The 18,608-nt window shown below is 60.5% G+C and carries 18 protein-coding genes; 5 read left to right on the top strand and 13 right to left on the bottom strand.

What is annotated here, in order from left to right; genetic code table 11:
- Positions 1-13 precede the first annotated feature (13 nt).
- Entirely contained in the window at positions 14-1,273 is a 1,260-nt protein-coding gene (locus tag GAL01_RS02405; protein ID WP_062030147.1) for an MFS transporter, read from the bottom strand.
- A gap of 48 nt (positions 1,274-1,321) precedes the next feature.
- Positions 1,322-1,453, bottom strand: a complete 132-nt coding sequence (locus tag GAL01_RS15930) for a hypothetical protein (RefSeq protein ID WP_255308565.1) — start codon at positions 1,451-1,453, stop codon at positions 1,322-1,324.
- Positions 1,454-1,561: 108 nt separating this feature from the next.
- Between GAL01_RS15930 and GAL01_RS02400 the strand changes: the two genes are divergently transcribed.
- Positions 1,562-2,533, top strand: coding sequence for an EAL domain-containing protein (locus GAL01_RS02400; protein ID WP_231865330.1), 972 nt, complete (start codon positions 1,562-1,564; stop codon positions 2,531-2,533).
- Positions 2,534-2,605: 72 nt separating this feature from the next.
- Here GAL01_RS02400 and GAL01_RS02395 read toward each other — a convergent pair whose 3' ends face one another.
- Positions 2,606-2,995, bottom strand: a complete 390-nt coding sequence (locus tag GAL01_RS02395; RefSeq protein WP_062030143.1) for a YidB family protein — start codon at positions 2,993-2,995, stop codon at positions 2,606-2,608.
- A 164-nt stretch (positions 2,996-3,159) separates the two neighbouring features.
- On the bottom strand, positions 3,160-3,864 hold the full coding sequence (locus GAL01_RS02390) for a pirin family protein (protein ID WP_062030141.1): 705 nt from the start codon (positions 3,862-3,864) through the stop codon (positions 3,160-3,162).
- 236 nt (positions 3,865-4,100) lie between these two features.
- Between GAL01_RS02390 and hemA the strand changes: the two genes are divergently transcribed.
- Complete coding sequence (hemA, locus tag GAL01_RS02385) at positions 4,101-5,318, top strand: 5-aminolevulinate synthase (RefSeq protein ID WP_062030139.1); 1,218 nt, start codon at positions 4,101-4,103, stop codon at positions 5,316-5,318.
- A gap of 106 nt (positions 5,319-5,424) precedes the next feature.
- Here the strand turns inward: hemA and GAL01_RS02380 are convergent, their stop codons facing one another.
- Positions 5,425-7,287 carry a Hint domain-containing protein gene (locus GAL01_RS02380; protein WP_062030138.1) on the bottom strand — a complete coding sequence of 621 codons (1,863 nt, stop codon included), beginning with the start codon at positions 7,285-7,287 and terminating at the stop codon, positions 5,425-5,427.
- 383 nt (positions 7,288-7,670) lie between these two features.
- Here GAL01_RS02380 and GAL01_RS02375 point away from each other — a divergent pair, with 383 nt between their 5' ends.
- From GAL01_RS02375 to purF, 3 genes are read left to right on the top strand one after another with little or no spacing between them, the layout of a single operon-like run.
- Positions 7,671-7,871: a hypothetical protein gene (locus GAL01_RS02375; protein ID WP_231865328.1), complete on the top strand. Its 201-nt coding sequence runs from the start codon at positions 7,671-7,673 to the stop codon at positions 7,869-7,871.
- A 1-nt stretch (position 7,872) separates the two neighbouring features.
- On the top strand, positions 7,873-8,436 hold the full coding sequence (locus tag GAL01_RS02370) for a CvpA family protein (RefSeq protein WP_062030134.1): 564 nt from the start codon (positions 7,873-7,875) through the stop codon (positions 8,434-8,436).
- A gap of 25 nt (positions 8,437-8,461) precedes the next feature.
- A complete protein-coding gene (gene purF / locus GAL01_RS02365) occupies positions 8,462-9,901 on the top strand; it encodes an amidophosphoribosyltransferase (protein ID WP_062030132.1) in 1,440 nt (479 codons plus the stop codon).
- A 72-nt stretch (positions 9,902-9,973) separates the two neighbouring features.
- Here the strand turns inward: purF and GAL01_RS02360 are convergent, their stop codons facing one another.
- From GAL01_RS02360 to GAL01_RS02325, 8 genes are all read right to left on the bottom strand, one after another.
- Positions 9,974-12,190, bottom strand: a complete 2,217-nt coding sequence (locus GAL01_RS02360; protein WP_062030197.1) for a histidine kinase dimerization/phosphoacceptor domain -containing protein — start codon at positions 12,188-12,190, stop codon at positions 9,974-9,976.
- 228 nt (positions 12,191-12,418) lie between these two features.
- Positions 12,419-13,918, bottom strand: coding sequence for a S10 family peptidase (locus GAL01_RS02355; RefSeq protein WP_062030130.1), 1,500 nt, complete (start codon positions 13,916-13,918; stop codon positions 12,419-12,421).
- Between the two features lie 119 nt (positions 13,919-14,037).
- Positions 14,038-15,441 (bottom strand): class II fumarate hydratase, encoded by a 1,404-nt coding sequence (locus tag GAL01_RS02350; protein ID WP_062030128.1) that lies wholly within the window; start codon positions 15,439-15,441, stop codon positions 14,038-14,040.
- 126 nt (positions 15,442-15,567) lie between these two features.
- Positions 15,568-16,464 carry a DMT family transporter gene (locus GAL01_RS02345; RefSeq protein WP_062030126.1) on the bottom strand — a complete coding sequence of 299 codons (897 nt, stop codon included), beginning with the start codon at positions 16,462-16,464 and terminating at the stop codon, positions 15,568-15,570.
- A gap of 88 nt (positions 16,465-16,552) precedes the next feature.
- Positions 16,553-16,834: a hypothetical protein gene (locus GAL01_RS02340; RefSeq protein ID WP_062030124.1), complete on the bottom strand. Its 282-nt coding sequence runs from the start codon at positions 16,832-16,834 to the stop codon at positions 16,553-16,555.
- Positions 16,831-17,574 (bottom strand): c-type cytochrome biogenesis protein CcmI, encoded by a 744-nt coding sequence (ccmI, locus tag GAL01_RS02335; RefSeq protein WP_231865327.1) that lies wholly within the window; start codon positions 17,572-17,574, stop codon positions 16,831-16,833. Before ccmI ends, GAL01_RS02340 begins: the two co-directional genes overlap by 4 nt.
- Positions 17,575-17,576: 2 nt before the next feature.
- Positions 17,577-18,047, bottom strand: coding sequence for a cytochrome c-type biogenesis protein (locus GAL01_RS02330; RefSeq protein WP_062030122.1), 471 nt, complete (start codon positions 18,045-18,047; stop codon positions 17,577-17,579).
- Complete coding sequence (locus GAL01_RS02325) at positions 18,044-18,598, bottom strand: DsbE family thiol:disulfide interchange protein (protein ID WP_062030120.1); 555 nt, start codon at positions 18,596-18,598, stop codon at positions 18,044-18,046. Before GAL01_RS02325 ends, GAL01_RS02330 begins: the two co-directional genes overlap by 4 nt.
- Positions 18,599-18,608 lie beyond the last annotated feature (10 nt).

The following is an 18,608-nucleotide window of genomic DNA, read 5'->3' as shown; positions in this document are numbered from 1 at the left end:
CGCCACACAGCCCTCACATATGTTCGCCGGGAAGTTCCTTCGGTCGGATCAGGGCGATCGCACCCGTCACGAGACTGGTGCCCAGCACGAAAAGTTCGGCTGAGAGCGGCAGTGTAAGAATGGTTGGGCCGAACATGGGCACGAGTTTCTGCGCCATGCCCTGCCCGATGGAGCCGAGCGCATAGCCCAGTCCCATGCCGAAGCTGCGTGTGTCGGACGGAAAACGTTGTGCCAGATAATGCGGGACAAGCGCGAAAATCCCCGAAGCTGCAGCGCCCATGACGAAGGCTGCGGTCAGCAGCATGGTCCAGGTGGGTGCGCTCAGGAACGGCCAGATCGTCAGCATCACGACGACCAGCGCGCTGAGCATGACTCGGACTTCCCCGAAACGCTCTGCCAGCCAGCCGCAAAGGACTTTTCCGCCAAACGATCCGAGGCAATAGAGCGTCACCGGCCAGAAAACGGCCTGCTGCGTCAGATGGTGACTGCCACGCAGAATGGTCGGGTAATAGGTGTAGATCGCGGCTTTCTGAAATTCGAGAAAGCTCATGAAAGCGATCGCCTGAAGCGCTGCACCCGTCAGACGGAATTTCGGACGCGGTGGGGGCGCTGTGTGGTGCCGCTTTCTGGCCAGACGGTCTTCGTGGGTCCGCAGCCAGACCGGGCTTTCCGGCACACCAATCCGAATGAACAATGCCAGCGCAGCAGGGGCGAGGCCGATGAAGAACAGCACGCGCCATCCATAATGCGGCAGGATCAGAGCCTGCACGCCAGCCGCAGCGAAATAGCCGACTTCATAGCCCGACATCATGAGTGCGGAGGCCATGGGGCGTGTCCACGCCGGGACGCTTTCCATCAGCAGAGCGGCTGAGGCGGTCCATTCGCCGCCAAAGCCGATTCCGAACAGGAACTGCACGGCCATCAGCACATAAAAGTGATGGGAGAGCCCGGTCATGGCGGAAAAGACCGCAAACCAGACGACGCCAAGCATGAAAGCCGGCTTGCGACCATAGTGGTCAGCCAGCCATCCCCAGCCGGTATTGCCAACAGCGCGCCCGATGGACTGCCCCATCAGCACAGCCCCCAGATCGGCGATCGTGCATCCGAAATCATGGGCGATGTCGGGGAGGGTGAACATAAGTGTTGTCTGGTCGAAAGCGTCCAGAAACCAGCCCAGAAAGGAAGCAAAAGTGACCTGCCAGTAGGGCAGGAGGGCAACAAGAGAGCCTTGGGAAGATGTAGATACGGCGGAGCGGGTTGTGGCATCCGGCATGCAGAATGGTCCTGTCTCGGAGGGGAATAGACCCCACGCCCAAGGGTGTCACAGGCCCGGAAGAAGGTCCGGACACGAAACCGTAGCAGCTTTGTCCGGATTGATCGAACGAAGAGTTTCGGCATGCCGGGGGCGATAGGCCAGGCGGGTATAGGCCGGTAATCCGGGTTCAAACGACATCAGAAAAGCCTGCACCATTAAGGAAAAATTAGGGTGTTGAGCGGCAATGTCCCGACATGAAGAACGGAGGTGTCCGCATTGGATGATCTAGGACGGGGAGCGACTTCGGTGGCGGCAACTCCTCAGGACCTGTATGTCGGTCAGACAGACAGGGTGGATGGGCTGTCCGAACCGCCCGAAGGTAAACCGGACTATGCAGCCTCCATGGCTGAGTCCAGTGCGGGAATGTTTGCCACGACGCTGCGGAGTCGCAGGGCCCGGCAGAAAAGCGCCCTGCCTCCCCTACGATGGCTGCCACGCTTCGTGCTGGGACGCAGCGGAACAGACAAGGTGCTCGGGGCGCAGGTGGACATGAGCCAGCTCTGGCTCTCGGTCCCACGTCGGACCCTTCGCAAGAGCAGGCGCAAGAGTCTGGGCCAGCAGCAGAGGGAGTTTGACTCGGATCTGCTGGGGAATGCGTGTTCACAGGCCGCGACATGGCCGGATGGGATGCGTCTGATGGTCTCTCTGGAGGACGATCAGGCTCCTGACGGAGACTTTAACGGTCGCCTGAATGCGGTTCTTCAAAGTAGCGATTTTCCTGTCAGCCGTCTGGATCTGGTTTTTCAGGAAAGCGGCCTGGCACAGGAGGACAAGGAGACCTGTTACACGCTCTCCGCCCTGCGCGATCAGGGATGCCAGATTTTTCTTGGTGGGTTTGGAAGTGCCCCCTCCAGCCTGAGCCTTTTGCGTGAGCGTGCTGTCGGGGGGTTGTTGGACGGCGTTCAGTTCGACGCGTCTCTGCTGGCACCCTCGGACATGACATGGCGGCAGTCGGGGCAGGCTCCGCTGTTGGATGAAAGCGCTATGCTTTTCTACCGGGCGGCCCTTGAAGCCGTGAAAGCGCTCGGCCTGAAGGTGCGGGGTGTGGGAGTGGACTTTCCGGATCTTCTTGCATTCGTACAGAAAGTCGGATGTGTCGAAGCATCCGGGGCTGTTCTGGCTGCGCCGGAAACGACCGCCCAGATCAGTGAACGATTTGAAGAAAACGCAGGGCGGCCGCGTCGTCGACGTATGGCGAGAACGGCGGAAGGTCTCTGACGAGACCTCCGCCGTTCAAAAACCTGCAATTCCCGGTCTCTGCAATTTCTGATCAGTGACCGAAGGAAGGATTCAGTTGATCTTGCATTGGTAACTGAAGAGGCGTTCCGGGTTTTCCCGAAGCATGGACGCCAGCATGGGAAGCACTTCGGTGAGGGCTGTCTCAACAGCTTCCGGCGACTGGCCTGTCTGCTGGCAGATGTGGTTTATCCTTTTTTCCCCCATGAGATCCTCGACCTGCTCCGGTGAAAGCGGGGTCGAGGGGGGAACGCGGACTTCACTGATCGTCGTGGCAAACTGACAGTCTTCCTTCATCATCCTGATCGTGACTTCAGTCAAACCCGAGCGATCGGTACTGGCTCCACTCAGCCAGTCACCAAAACGGGTAAAAACGGATGTTGAGGCCTGGGCTTCGGTCTGGCACTTGCCGGACTTCGTTGTGTATGTGCTCTGGATGGTCATTGTCAGGCTCCTTCTGTCAGAAGAAAACGGGCCTTTTCCGGGCTGGTGGCCCTCTCACAACAACGTCTGTTCCCTGATCGGGATGCGAGAAGGAAGAAACACCTTTCTGTGTTGTTTGTCACAGAAATTCCTCCTCTTGTCACAAAGCCTGACTGCCCTTCCTGTCAGCGCAAGGCCGCGCTTTCCACGAGGACGATTTCCGCATCTTCCCGCGCGGTGATCGTGATGCTTTCCACATCACGAAGGGCTGCACCGTCCCGGTGTCCAACGATCCGTCCGTCGATTTCCACGCTGCCTGTAGCCGGAACGAGGTAGGTAAACATGGTGCGGTCCGTCTGGAAGGTCAGGGTTTCTCCTGCCATGAGTGTGGCGCCGCAGACCCGCCCGCGTGTGCGGATGGGGAGGGCGTTATCTTCCGGAAAACCCGAAGCGAGGGGGACGAGGCGCCCGTTGCGCTCATGACGTGGAAACGGACGGGTGCCCCATGATGGTTTGCCACCCGTCCCATCCGGGATCAGCCAGATCTGAAAGAGCGTTGTGGCTTCGTCTTCTCGATTGAACTCGGAATGCGTGATCCCGCTGCCTGCCGACATGACCTGCACATCCCCCGCTTCGGTCCGGCCGCGATTGCCGAGGCTGTCTTCATGTGTGATCGCGCCTGTGCGGACATAAGTAATGATTTCCATGTCGCGGTGCGGGTGTGCGCCGAAGCCGTTATGGGGCGCGATGCGATCGTCGTTCCATACGCGCAGCCGCCCCCAGTGCATCCGGTTACGATCCTGATAGTCGGAAAAGGAAAAATGATAATGGGCGTCGAGCCAGCCGTGATCGGCATGACCGAGAGTGGCGAAGGGTCTGATGTCCAGCATGGCGTCATGCTCCTGATTGATGTCTTGCTGAAGATAATGGGGTGGAGTGGTCATGGAGAAAATGGAAAGTATGGAAATGCACAGTTTCCAGGAACGACATGGTAGATCCGTCACGTCATGCAGGTCGGTTGACTTCCAGGGTTGGGAAATAAACGGCTGCGGTTACGGTCTTATCCGATGGGAGATCTTGGCGAGACCGTGTCACAGGATTACAGTGCCGGGCAGGAGAAAACGCGATGAACTATGATGCGATGTTTCAGTCCGCTCTCGACGGTCTGCATGCGGATGGCAGTTACCGTTACTTTGCGGATCTGGAACGCCGGGCAGGTCATTTTCCCAAGGCTTTCCATCATGGCCTGGGCCGTGATGTAACGGTCTGGTGCTCGAACGACTATCTCGGCATGGGCCAGCACCCCGAAGTCCTGACGGCCATGCACGACGCACTGGACGAAACGGGCGCCGGAGCTGGTGGAACCCGCAATATTTCGGGAACCAACCACTATCATGTGGAGCTGGAAAAAGAGCTCGCTTCCCTGCATGGCAAGGAAAGCGCACTGCTTTTCAACTCCGGTTATCTGTCAAACTGGGTAACGCTCGGGACCATTGCAGGGCGTCTTCGCAACTGTGTCGTGCTCTCTGACGAGCTCAATCACGCCTCCATGATCGAAGGCATCCGTCACTCACGGGCCGAGAAACAGATCTTCCGTCATAATGATATCGCGGATCTGGAACGTCGCTTGAAGGAACTTCCTGCGGACGTTCCCAAGATCATCGCGTTCGAGTCCGTCTATTCTATGGACGGCGATATCGCTCCGATCGAGGCGTTCTGTGACCTAGCCGACGAATATGGCGCCATGACCTACCTCGACGAGGTTCATGCGGTTGGCATGTATGGCGATCATGGTGCGGGTGTGGCCGAGAAGCTGGGTCTGTCCCACCGTCTGACGGTAATCGAGGGAACGCTGGGCAAGGGCTATGGCGTCGTGGGGGGCTATATTGCTGCCTCTGCTGCGCTTTGTGACTTTGTCCGCTCGTTCGGGTCCGGGTTCATTTTTTCCACGGCCCTTCCGCCGATGATCGCGGCTGGCGCTCTGGCCAGTGTGCGGTATCTGCGCAACAGCAGTGCCGAGCGTGAAGGCCAGCAGCGGGCCGTGGCCTATCTGCGTCAGGCTCTGGACAAGGCGGGCCTGCCCCATGTCATGAACCCGAGCCATATCGTGCCGGTCATGGTAGGTGAAGCCGAACTGTGCCGCAGCCTGTCGGATGAGTTGCTGAACCGTTTCGGTAACTACATCCAGCCCATCAATTTCCCGACTGTCCCGCGTGGCACGGAACGTTTGCGCATTACGCCGACGCCGCTTCATACGAACGAGATGATCGACGAACTGGTGGAGGCGCTGGCCACGCTGTGGCAGGAGCGCCAGCTCAAGACGTCCAAATCCGTAGCAGCCTGAATGAGGAAAGGGCGGATTTTTCTGCTCTCTTTTCTCGGGTCATAGAAAAGGCAGACCCTTTGTAAAGGGTCTGCCTTTTTTTGTTTCGTTCAGGCTTGGGAGGATTTCAGGCCGCAGCGGCTGTCTGAGCTCCGTGCGACAGAATATGGAGGCTCAGGATTCCTCCCGACGTCTTCAGCACGTTCCCAAGATCCAGTCGTGCATTGCCTGCGGTCCAGCGAACGTGGCTGCTTTCGACGCCCCACCAGCCGTCAGCATAAGGGTCTGACAGATGGCGGGACAGATGCTGTGTCTGTTCATCGCTCCAGACGGTCACGTCTCCCACCAGAACGCCCAGCATCCGGCGATCGTCCACGAAAGGTCCGATCCGGTCAGCCGGACGGGCTGCGGCGCTCAGGATGCGGACACTCTGGCAGCCTTCGGGCAGCATGAAGACGAACTGTTCGCCGTTGGTGCGAATGGGGTATAGAACCGTTCCATCTTCCAGAACGAGACGGGTTTCATCCGCGCTTTCCGTCAATGGAAGAGTTTGAGGGCCGGTGTAGCCAAGAGCCTGCGCACGCAGTGCGAGTGCTGCGAAAATCGGTTCGACATGCGAGCGGTCGGTGACCAGCGGTGCGGCTGCGTCCTTTTCCCAGCTCAGGGCATGCAAACGCTCGATCTGATATCCCTGCATGAGGGCATCCGGACGATGGCCGACATCCATGAAGCTTTCTGACAGCGCGCCGTTTGCTGTCAGGATGGCGTGCTTCTCGGTTTCGAGGTGATAATAGTCATATTCGGCGATGGAGTGGTCATAGGCGATGGTCATGCCGTTGACGAGCATCCGCACGGGAATGAAGGTGTCTTCGAGCATCATGCAGTGCTCCGGCGTCACCAGAAGATCGCGGCTTGGAATGCCATCTGCCAGAGCATCCGCGCGGATGCGGACGGGCACAGCGTCCATGTCTGCCAGACCGGTGGTGCCGACTGTCGTATGGGCATGCCCGACGCGTAGTATCGTCTGGCTGTGAAGCGCTCCGTTTTCGCAAACCGTAACCTGATCTCCGGCCTGCAGGGTCTCGATGGCGCGTTCGCCGTCGGGGGTGAGGATCATGGATCCGGCCAGATAGCAGATCTGTCCATTATACCCGGTTGCCCCGCCGACGACGCTCCAGCTTCCGTTCGTGTTCTGAACGATTTTCGGTGTGCCGGGGGTGGAGTTGGGGCCGAAAGAGACGTTCGAGAGCGTGATGCCGTTATTGTATTGGTCGAAGGCAATTTTCAGCGTGTAGGTGCCGTTGCTGTTGGCAACGAATGTCGCGCTGATGGGAGGCGATCCGCCGTGGCCGACAGTGATGACCGAAGCGGCATCGTAGCCCGTGATCGGGGTCGAGACTGTCTGGTTGTAGTCGGCCAGAAGCAGCTGGTTCGGAGAACCGTCCACGGCGTCGCGGCCAAACACGATCCTTCCGCCAGCCGTGGCGTTGTTGACGTACAGGGACGCGCCATTTTGAAGAACCGTTGTCAGGGAGGAGCCCATCTGGAACTGGGCGTTGGTGCTGCCCAGAGTTGTATGATCCAGAATCAGCATTCCGGTGCCGCCGACACTGTTGCTGCTGATTGAAATGGACGGGTTTCCCGAAATCTGGAGGGTGCCATTGATGGTCGGATTGCTACCGAGATTGACGGCACTTGGGGTGTCAACAATCATCGTTCCGTCCTGCGCAACGGTCAGGCTGTTGGCATAAAATGCCGTAGCGCTGGGCGTGGCGGACGTTGCGGTGACGTTGAGTGTGGCATTGCTGCCGACCTTTAAGGTGGTGATCTGTGTTGCGTTGGCCTGCGCGACATTGATTGTCACCGCGCTTCCGTCGGGCTTTCCGGCCAGGATGTCCACCCATCCTTTATTGGGAGGAGCCACACCTTCGCTCCAGTTTGCCGCTGCGAACCAGTCGCCGTTTACACCGCCAATCCAGTAGTTCGTCATCTCATGATGTCCTGATGGTGTCAGGAGCGAGAGGAAGGAGTTCCACACCTGACCTGTTGAGCATTTTCTCACGAAAAGAGTTAATTATTGGATGATGCGGGTTCCAGATCACGCATATTTCAAAAAAGGAAACATCAATGACAAATCATCACGGCAATATTTGTTCTGAAATGTGTTCCTGTGCCGGAATAAATATTTTTTCAGGAAAACCGTCCGCAGTATGCCCCGGAAAAGCGCAGCGACGGCTTGCCTGACATCGGTCTTCCGCTCATCATGTCGTGATGACACCACAGGAAAAATCAGTTCCATTTCGTAAGAATCGAAAAGTAACGAAGCTTTCGCAGCGTCTGGGAGTTTCGAGTGCGGCCTGTGTTCTTGATGTCATGATCAACGACCGGCCTGCTCTGGTACGCGACAGCGCAGCGTTTATTGTGTTGCTGGAGAAAATCTGGAAAGCGCGGGACGTCGAGGCCGGATTGGTCTGGGCGGAGATCGAGGAGCGCATCCGCCTGGCGGACGAGTTGCGCGTTGGTGGAATACGTCCCTACAAGGGGGGCCGTTTTCGTTCGACGAAGCTGCCGTGACATGCCGCCCCTGCCAGACCTCTCCCATATCACGCCTGCGGATCTGACCCGTCTCGATCTCGTCGCTCTGGGCATCATGGCGCTTTCGGCCCTCTGGGGGCTGACGCGTGGTTTTGCAACCGAACTGGCCGGACTGCTGGCATGGGTCGGGGCGATCGTTCTGACCTACCGGTTTCATGGACTGCTTGAACCCTATCTGGTGCCCTACCTCCATCAGGCTGCGCTGGCCGGAAGTGCGAGTACAGCAATTCTGTTCGTTGTCGTGCTGCTGGTTTTCACCATGATCGGTGCCAGGGTGGGGGCTGCGGCGCGGGGTGTTCTGTTCGGGGGCGTGGACCGCATTCTGGGGGCCGTGTTCGGTGTGGCGCGGGGTTATGTGGCCCTGATCGTCCTTTATCTGCTGGCAGGCTCTTTTTTTGGCTCGTGGATGTCCTATGTGATGCAGGGAAGCCTCATCGGCCCTTACATTGCCGCCGGGGCGACCCATCTGACAGGTTATCTGCCTCATTTCCTGCAACCGCATCTTGCGTCTGAGGTCACAAGCGGCCATGAGGCGTCCTTGTGAAACCAGTCCGGAAAGGCCGCGCCGCATGACCCAGTCCGACAGTCTCAACCGCCCCTATGAAGAATGCGGGGTTTTTGGCGTCTGGGGTGTGCCTGATGCATCGGCCCTGACAGCCCTGGGCCTGCACGCCCTCCAGCATCGTGGACAGGAAGCTGCGGGTATCGTCAGTTTCGATGGCGAACGATTCCACCAGCACAAGGGTCTGGGTCTGGTGGGCGATGTGTTCGGAGACAGCCGCGTCATGGCGACGTTGCCCGGCACGGTCGCCATCGGCCACAACCGTTACGCCACGACGGGCGGAACGCATGTTCGCAACGTTCAGCCGCTTTATGCCGATTATGAGTTCGGTGGTCTGGCGGTTGCGCATAATGGCAACCTGACGAATTCCGCGACGCTCAAGCAGGCGCTGGTCAAGCGGGGATGCATTTTTCATTCCTCGACGGATACGGAAGTCTTCATCCATCTGATCGCCATTTCGCTCTATACGACCGTGCTCGACCGCTTCATTGATGCGGTCAAACAGGTCAAGGGCGCCTATTCGCTGATTACGCTGACCCCCGATGACGGTCTGATTGGCATGCGCGATCCGCTTGGCGTGCGTCCGCTCGTTCTGGGCCGGATGCCGGGTCATGAGCAGGACAATGGTGGCTGGGTTCTGGCCAGCGAGACCTGTGCGCTGGACATCATCGGGGCGGATTATGTCCGCGACATCGAACCGGGCGAGATTGTCGTCATCAACAATGACGGTCTGCGCTCGCTGCGTCCTTTCGGGGATCAGGGCGGCCGGTTCTGTGTGTTCGAATACATCTACTTCGCGCGGCCTGATTCCGTGCTTGAAGGCCAGCCGGTCTATGAAGCACGCCGCCAGATCGGTTGCGAACTGGCACGGGAAAGCGCAGTCGAGGCCGATGTTGTGGTGCCAGTGCCGGATTCCGGTGTGCCGTCCGCGATTGGCTATGCGGCGGAAAGTGGTATTCCGTTCGAACTCGGTATCATCCGCAACCACTATGTGGGTCGGACCTTCATTGAACCGACTGACCAGATCCGCAATCTCGGCGTGAAGATGAAGCACTCGGCCAACCGGCCGGTTCTGGCCGGCAAGCGCGTCATTCTGGTGGATGACTCGATCGTCCGTGGCACGACGTCGCGCAAGATTGTGGACATGGTCCGTGCCGCGGGGGCGACGGAAGTGCATATGCGCATCACCTCTCCGCCGACGAAACATGCCTGCTTTTATGGCATTGATACGCCTGAAGAGAGCAAGCTGATGGCTGCGACCCATACGCTTGAGGAAATGGCGCGGGCGATCGGTGTGGATAGTCTGGCGTTTGTCAGCTTCGACGGCCTCTACCGTGCGCTGGGCCATGCGAACCGCGCCGAGGGTGCGCGCCGTTATTGCGATGCCTGCTTCACCGGGGATTATCCGATCCAGCTGGTGGACAAGGAAGGCAATCTCGTCGCGTAACCCGCTGACGGCGACGTGTTGTGAGAAAGGCGCCCGACCTGCTGGTCTGGCGCCTTTTTTGTTGGGTGGTGTTCAGGGATATGGATAGGGCGTCTGTGAGGACGTGTCCCTGGGACGGGGCTGCGTTTCCGTAGGGAGCAGGGAGTCCAGAGGCAGGGTCATGACGGCTTCCAGCCCTGGATTCAGCGTCGTGTAGGTCAGGGTGCCGGCAAGGCTGCTGACGACGGCATTCATCATGCGTGTCCCGAACCCCGTTCCCTTGAGCTGGGGGGTGCATTCACCCTGATCCGAGACCGTCAGAACCAGTCGGGTGCCCGCCTGGGCCAGTCCGACATACAGCGGCCCGGCATGGCCGCTATAGGCGTATTTGCTGGTGTTGATGATCAGTTCCGTCAGGATCAGGCCGATATTGATGGCGCGGTCTGCGGCAATCATGATCGGGAAGAGAGAGAGATGCATCTGGTCGTGCCAGCCCTCGCCCAGTGACGTGCACAGTTCCTCCATTAACTCTTCGATATACCGGCCCAGATCCACGACGCCGACATGTTCGTCACGATACAGGCGACGGTGCACGAGCCCGATGGCGGCGATCCGGTGCTGGGCTTCCTTCAGGGCTGTGGTGGTATCGTCATTTGAGGCGCTGCGGGCCTGAAGTTTGAGGAAGGATGCGACCATCTGAAGCGAGTTCTGGACGCGGTGATTGACCTCACGGATCAGGAAGTCCTTCTGGCGCAGCAGGTCTTCGCGTTCCTCCAGCGTGGCGGCGAGGGTCGCGTTGAGTTCGCGGAGCTGCTGGGTCTGGTCGTCCGCAATCAGGACGCGACGCAGGCGGCGGGCGGCCTGTTTCTGCTCGCCGGTCCAGCGGGTGCTGTGCCCGCGGATGGTCTGCTCCCATGTTCTGAAAGACGTGCGCGGGCGCAGGATGCCGTCGCTGTCTGCATCGTCTTTGTGGGGATTTCCGGCCCATTCGATCGTCTGGATGATTTCGACCCGGCTCCAGAGGAGACAGATGGGCGTGCGGAGCGGGAGTGTGATGGCCAGGAGCCCGGCGCAGCGTTCAGGCCAGTCGGCTGCCGGGGAGTAATCCCGGCCCAGCAGGGCGCTGCTGAAGATGCCGCCATGGTTGCCCGCTCTCAGCCAGTCATGCAGTTGGTGAAGGCTTTTCGTATCGGGAAGCACGCCGGTTGCACTGATGGTTTCGTCACTGATGACCGCAAAGCCGTTGCAGGGAAAGAGGGCCTGCAACTCGTTGATGCAACTGCGAAGATTGTTTTCTAGCGGACGGCGCACGTCGAAATGGGACGTGACGGATTCCATCGCGTTGCGCAGGCGCAGACGCTCCTGATAGGTGACCAGCTCTTCCTTGTTCCGCAACTGGCGGGACATGACGCCGGCCAGAGTCCGGCAGGCGGCTCGGATGTCTTCGGGCAGAGGTTTCGGAGACGAATTATGGCAGGCGATCAGCCCCCACAGTACGCCATCGACGACCAGCGAGACGGAGGCCGAGGCCCGGACGCCCATATTGGCCATGTACTGAAGGTGGATCGGCGAGACGCTGCGGAGCTGGACGTCGCTGAGATTGAGGCCCGCAAGTCCGGCGTCGGATGGACGGATGGGGGCGGCTTCGTAGGTGATGTCCGGGATAACGCGGATGCGGTTGCGGACATAGAGAGCCCGGGCCTGCGTGGGGATGTCGCTGGCCGGGAAATGGTGGTTCATCAGGGACGGGAAGGTGTCGTTACGACTTTCGCCTACAACGCGGCCCGTGCCGTCTTCCATGAAGCGATAGACCAGAACGCGGTCAAAGCCGGTGACGCGCTGAAAGATCGTCGCGCCATGACGACAGACGGACGCGATATCCGGGCAGCGTTCAAAACGGTCTGCCGTCCTGTCGATCTCGCCGAAAATATCCCAGGTGAGCAGAGTGTGGGACTCGATGGGTTCAAGTTCGACGAGAAAATGCGTGTCCTGGGCGTGACAGACGACGCTGAAGGTCTCGCCTGCGAGCCCTGAAATCCGAAGATCGGACAGGGAGACATGTCTTGCGTCTTCAAAGCGCCCGGTCGGGACGTCCAGGATGCTCGCGAGATTACGTCCAAGCCAGTCGGGGGTCAGGCGGCCTTCGATGTCTCCCGCGCCGCCAAGCACGGTGAGGCTCGCGATGTCGGCAATCAGCAGAAGACCATGCGGCTGAATGGCATCCGGCCGCTGAATGGGCTCCCGGTCACAGGAGGTTGTGACGGCATGTTCCAGCGAATAGCCCGGCTCCGAGCCCGCCTGACGCTGCACCGTCAAGCGGCGGTCCGCCTGAGGGAGGAAGAGACTGCCTGCCGGGCAGACGGTCTCCAGTGCGCCGAGGCAGTTTGAAAAGCGTCTGACATGAAAGGCTCCCTGTTAGAGGCGGCCTTCTCAGTAGGGAGAGGCCCGGTCAGGTGAGGTCCAGAAGTTACTCTGTGCATTATCTGTTCCTCACCGTCGGCTGTCAATTTATGACATTGTATTTCAGGTTTGGATATTTCAGGGCTGGCGACCGTCTGCCTGGATCCAGGATGCCACATCGGCCGAGAGGGCATGGCGGCTGGCCGGGCGCGTGTAGAGCATATGACCACCCTGATAGAGATGCAGCGACACGCGGTCGGCGCCGACCGTCAGGTGATCCTTCATCCAGCGCGCGGTCGCGAACGGGCAGGCGACGTCATAATAGCCATTCGCCACGAAGACGCGCAGTCCCGGATCGAGGGCCAGAAGGCGGTTCAGAACCGGGATCTGATGGATCGGCGACGGGCCGCCTGAGCTCCACTTCCAGCTTCCGTTCACCTTGAAAGACAGCAGATCGTAGGTCAGGGGTGTCTTGAATCCCAGATCGTTCGCGGCATAGCCCGAGAAGGCGTTGCCATAGGCGCGGCCAAAGCCGAACAGCGTCGGATCGGGGCTTTCGTCGAGACCATCGGCCGAGGGGTCGGCGATGGACTGCGTGAAGTCGTACAGTCCGTACAGGCGACCGTTGCGGGACATGATATCATGCGAGCCAATGGCCGGGATGCCGTGCTGACGGGCTATCACGTCCTGCGGGAGGCCGGTGCGCTGGGCGATCTCGGCATAGAGGGCCTGACCTTCGCTGCCAGACGGCAGCTTGCCGGCGATCTTTGGCAGGTAGGTGCTCAGGGACCACTGATAGGCGTCTTCAGCAGTTTTTTCCGTCACGTTCGGGCTCTGATGCGCGGCGATGAGGCTCGGCATCATGAGAGCTGCGGAAAGCGGATTTTCGTCCGAATCCAGCAGGGGCATCTCGATGGCCGGGGAGATCATCACGATGCCGTTGAGCAGGATGCCCTGTTCCATCTGAAGCGCATTCGCGACCTGGATGGAGCGGATGCCGCCATAGCTTTCGCCCACGAGATAATGCGGCGAGGCTTCACGACCATTCGCTGCCGTCCACAGGCCGATGGCTTTGGCAAAGGTGCTGGCATCCTGTTTGACGCCATAGAACTGGTCTCCAGCCTTGGCCGTATCGGTGGGGCGGGAATAGCCCGTGCCCACGGCGTCGATGAAGACCATGTCGGTGACCGGGAGCCAGCTGTCGGGGTTGTCACCGAGCTGGGCGTGGGTGCCGTCCGTCGGGTCCTTGGCGGGCATGGTCAGGGCCTTGGGGCCAGCCGCGCCGAGGTTCAGATAGGCCGTGGCCGCGCCCGGTCCGCCGTTGAAGAAATACGAGACCGGACGGGTGCCAGCCGGGACGCCATCCTTCGTGTAGGACACGTAGAACATGCGGGCCGTGGGTTTGCCGTCAGGGCCGCGCAAAATGAGCGTGCCGGCATGGGCAGTGTAGGCGATGCCGTTCAGATGATGCTGCGTGACGGAATCCGCCGGGAGCAGGGCGGGTTCGCCCGTGAAGGCGTCGGTTGCCTTGCCGGCTTCGAGCTTGCTGGCGTCGGTCTTGGGGGCATCGGCCGCCGCAGCCGTACAGACGGGGGAGAGGAGCGTTAAAGCGAGCAGGGCTGCGCGGCGGGTCATCATCTGACGGGCATCTCCGGGAAAAAAGCAGAAGAGTCCGCCGTATCAGTCCTGAGACGTAACGGCCATCGCTTCCGCATGAAGTTTTCGTCATGCGGAAGCAGTTTGAAGCTGGCGTTCAATCAGGTTCCGGGGGGCGTGATGTTGGGGCGGAGCATCAGGCGCGGATCGGCGACGCGGTCATACTCTTCGGATGTCATGAAACCCAGTTCCAGTGCAGCTTCACGGGGGCTCAGATCCTTTTCCATGGCGTGATGCGCGACTTGTGCGGCGCGGTCGTAACCGATGGCTGGCGAAAGGGCCGTGACGAGGACCAGAGAGCGTTCCAGATCCTGTTTCAGCTTGTCCGTATTGGCTTTCGTGCCTTCGACGAGGAAGCGGCGGAAGTTTTCCGAGCCGTCATGCAGAAGGGTGATGCCCTGCATGATGTTATGGATCATGAGCGGCTTGTAGACATTCATGTCCAGCATGCCCGCAGCCCCGCCCAGGCCCACCGCAACATCATTGCTCATGACCTGAAGGGCGAGCATGGCCAGCGCCTCGGCCTGCGTCGGGTTGATCTTGCCCGGCATGATCGATGATCCCGGCTCGTTCTCCGGCAGGTGCAGTTCGCCCAGACCGGCGCGTGGTCCGCAGGCGAGCAGGCGGACGTCATTGGCGATCTTGAAGAGGCTGCCCGCCGTTGTGCGCAGCGCACCCGACAGATGCACCAGCGCGTCATGCGCGCCCTGAAGTGCGAACTTGTTCTCGCCAGCTGTGAAGCCGAGGCCCGTCAGGCGGGCAATTTCCGCGCAGGCGCGGCGGTCGAAGCCTTCATCCGTGCTCACACCCGTGCCGAGTGCCGTGCCGCCGAGGGCGAGCGGGAACAGACCGTCGCGGGCCTGTTCCAGACGGACGATATTGTCCGTCAGCATCCCGGCATAGCCGTGCCATTCCTGACCCAGTGTGATGGGCACGGCATCCTGAAGATGCGTGCGGCCGACCTTGACCAGATCGCGCCACTCCTCTGCCTTGGCGGCCATGGCGTCACGCAGGCGCGTCAGGGCCGGGATCAGGCGACGATGCGTACCGAGGACGGCCGCGATATGCATGGCGGTCGGGAAGTTGCAGTTGGTGGACTGCGACATGTTGATGTGATCGTTGGGGTGCAGCGGCGTCTTGCTGCCGAGCAGATTGCCGGTGATCTGGCAGCCGCGGTTTGCGATGACCTCGTTGACGTTCATGTTGAACTGCGTGCCCGAACCCGTCATCCAGACATGGAGCGGGAACATCCGGTCATGTTCGCCCTTGATGATCTCGTCGCAGACGGTCCGGATTAGATCCGCGCGGTCCTGCGACAGACGACCGCTGGCGGCGTTGGCCGTGGCGCAGGCGCGTTTCATGATCGCATAGGCTTCGATCATTTCATGCGGCATCAGTTCGCGGCCGATACTGAAATATTTCAGGGAGCGCTGGGTCTGGGCCCCCCACAGCACATCGTCAGCGACTTCGATCGGGCCCATGCCATCGGTTTCGGTACGGCTCATTGTCTGTTTTCGGCTTTCCTGCGGGTGATCCGGCTCATTTCACGGGGGAAATTATCGCACAATCGCCGCAGGACAAAGAAACCCAGCCATAGAAAATCCGGATGCCGTCACAGCGAGGAAACGGCTTCAGGATTCCACGATCTGGGCAACCGGGTGGCGGCCATAGGTATTGGTCAGGATCACACCGGCCATAACGATCGCGCCGCCGATCAGGGTGCGCAGGGACGGGACTTCTCCGGTGAGGAAATAGGCCAGAACCATCGTCACGGGTGGCAGCAGGTAAAGCAGGGCTGCACCGCGTGAGGCGCCGAGATGCCCGATGACGAAACCCCAGGCGGCATAGCCGAACGCCGCCGGGAAAATCCCGAGTTCCAGCACAGCCGCCTGTCCCTGCCATGAGGCATGGGAGAAATTCGTGAGGCCCTGCGGCAGCCAGGGAGTAAGGAAAATCGCACCGGAAATCAGGACATAGGCGATGGTCGGGAGTGCGCCGTAGCGGCGGATCAGGCCCTTCTGGAGGATCGTGTAAAACGCCGCGCAGACGGCCGCGCCAAACACCAGTGTGGCGCCGGAGCCAAAGGAAAGACCGCCGCTCTGTCCTTTGGCGATCATGGCGACGCCACTGAAGCTCAGGATCGACCCGGCCCAGCCCCAGCGGGACATGCGCTCGCCAAGGAATGCCATGGCCAGAAGCCCGGCCATCAGGGGCGCTGCGCTGATAAGAAGGCTGGCCGCTCCGGACGAGACGGTCACTTCCCCGCAGTTGAACAGGATGTTGTAGAGCATGATCCCGATCATGCCGCAGGCGAGGATCTGCGGGATATCGGATGTCAGGGGGCGGGCGGGGCGTTTCCAGAAAAGCCAGAGAGCCGCCATGACAGCCGCGACGGCGTAGCGTAATGCGGCCAGAGGCACGGGCGCGAAATCATGCAGGGCAATCCGGACGACGGGATAGGCGCTCGCCCAGGACAGGATGGCCACAGCGACGAAAAAGGGCAGGGAACGTCCGGAAGATTGGGTCATTCCTGCCCATTAGCAGGAATGTTCCGGATCCGGGAAGAGTGTCGGAAGCGGGATGGCCGGATCGTACCGCGCCGGGCATCCCGAGCCCTTATTTCAGCCAGCGATCGCCGCTGAAACGATTGTGGGAAAAGAGAAAACCAGCAACCAGCCCGATGGCGGCGAACATGATGGTCCAGAGCGAAATCGGCAGGAGCAGGGTGGAAACCGCCGAAAGCAGGACCATTCCGGCAAAGGCGCAGACGGCGGATTCGAGGAGCCGTGGGCCGTAATGACGTTCAGCACCGCAATGTGGGCATTTCTCCGATGTCGGACGCATGGGTTTGCGACAGACGGGGCACAGCGCGATGGCGTTGGCTTCGGGTTTTCTCACTGACCGTTATTCTCCTGATGTTCGCCAACCGCGATACGGGCTTCCACGGCCATACGCCAGGGCGCATCGGCCGGTGCCGCGGCCAGGGCGCGGCGATAGAGGTCGAGGCTTTCGGCAGAAATATGGCTGCCGTTACGACTTTCAAGCTCGGCGAGACGAATGGCAAGCTCGGGCTCGAAATGGGCGTCGAGGGCAGCTTTCCAGTCCCGGATCGCATCTTCCGTCAGACCGGACTTGGCCTCGACCTCTCCTAACATGAAGTGTCCGGTCGCATAAGTCGATGACGTGGCAGGAATCATGGCGACTTCGGTCTGAAGTTTGTGGATTGTTTCCAGACCCTTCGCGTCTGGTCCCGTCTGACGCCCGCTCAGCGGCTGGGGCGGGAGGGACGGGTGTCCATTAACGATATAGAGCGCAAAAGCCAGTACCGGGATACCAAGTCCGACCGCCAGAACAGGAAGAATCTGGCTGCGCTTTGCGGGTTCAGCCGAAAGATCCTCAACGGCGGCTTCTCCGTCAGTGGCCAGAAGGCGTCGCTGAACTTCAAGGCGGGCGGCCTGGTATTCTTCATCATTGATGAGTGCGAGGGCGTGGTCGCGCTCCAGATCACCAAGCTGTCCACGATACAGCGTCAGGGCAGAGTCGCGGGCGTTCACGCGGCGACGCAGGGTCCGCAGGCCCAGAAATGCGGGGCACAGGGCCACCGCGGCGATAATCAGGATTCCCAACCAGAACAACAAGACTACTCCCGGCCCGAAAGGGCATCCAGACGCGCGCGCTCGTCATCCGTGAGCGGCGCAGGCGTGGCGATGACGCGGCGTCTGGCCGTACGCCATGCAATGACAAGTCCGGCCACCAGCGCGAGCGCCGGCATCAGCCAGAGCAGGGCGGTGGACCATGAAAACTGTGGGGCCAGACGGATGAATTCGCCGTAGCGTTCGGTCATCCAGTCCATGATCTGCTGATCGCTTTTGCCTGCCGCGACCTGTTCGCGGACAACCTTGCGCAGATCGCGGGCGAGGGGAGCGCTGCTGTCCTCGATGCTCTCGTTCTGACAGACCAGACAGCGCAGATGGGCGCCGATGGCTTCGGCGCGTTTTTCCTGCGCCGGGTTGGACAGCATTTCGGCGGGATCGTCCACGGCAAGGGCTACGCCGCTGCCGATCAGGCCAACCGCAAGCAGCAGGGCCGGAAAACGTCTGGAGGCCTTCATAATCCGGCCAGCCTTGGGCGGATTTCCGCCTCATAGATCTGCGGGTCGAGGGCAGCGCTGCCGTGCCAGATGATGCGGCCGCCTGGGGCAACCAGAAAGCTCTCGGGCACGCCGGTTACGCCCCAGTCGATGGCCACGCGGCCATGCCGGTCTGAGGCGACGCGGGCGTAAGGCGAGCCGTCGCGCTGGATGAAGGCACTGGCGTTTTCGGGCTTGTCCTCATAGGCGATTCCCCAGATCGGCATGTTGCGCGAAATGGCGCGCAGGCCGGGCATTTCCGCCACGCAGGGAATGCACCATGAGGCGAAGAAATTGACCAGAACCGGGCGGTGCTGGGCTTTGAGTTCGGCATCCGTGAAGCCGTCCCCAAGGCCGGGGAGGCCCGGCATGGCGAAGCTCGGGATGGGTTTGCCGACATTGGGGTTCTTGATCGCGCGCGGGTCGAAGGCGCCGCTGCGCATGTCGCTCAGCATCCGCCAGAACCCGACGCCCAGAACGCCTGCGCCGATAATGGGCACGGCCGTGAGGATGCCCCGTCGTGTTACGCTCATGTCCGTTTCT

It is taken from the genome of Gluconobacter albidus (assembly GCF_002723915.1).
Lineage (GTDB): Bacteria > Pseudomonadota > Alphaproteobacteria > Acetobacterales > Acetobacteraceae > Gluconobacter > Gluconobacter albidus.
Note: the sequence above shows the minus strand (reverse complement) of the source record. Positions and strands in the feature narration are given on the sequence as shown.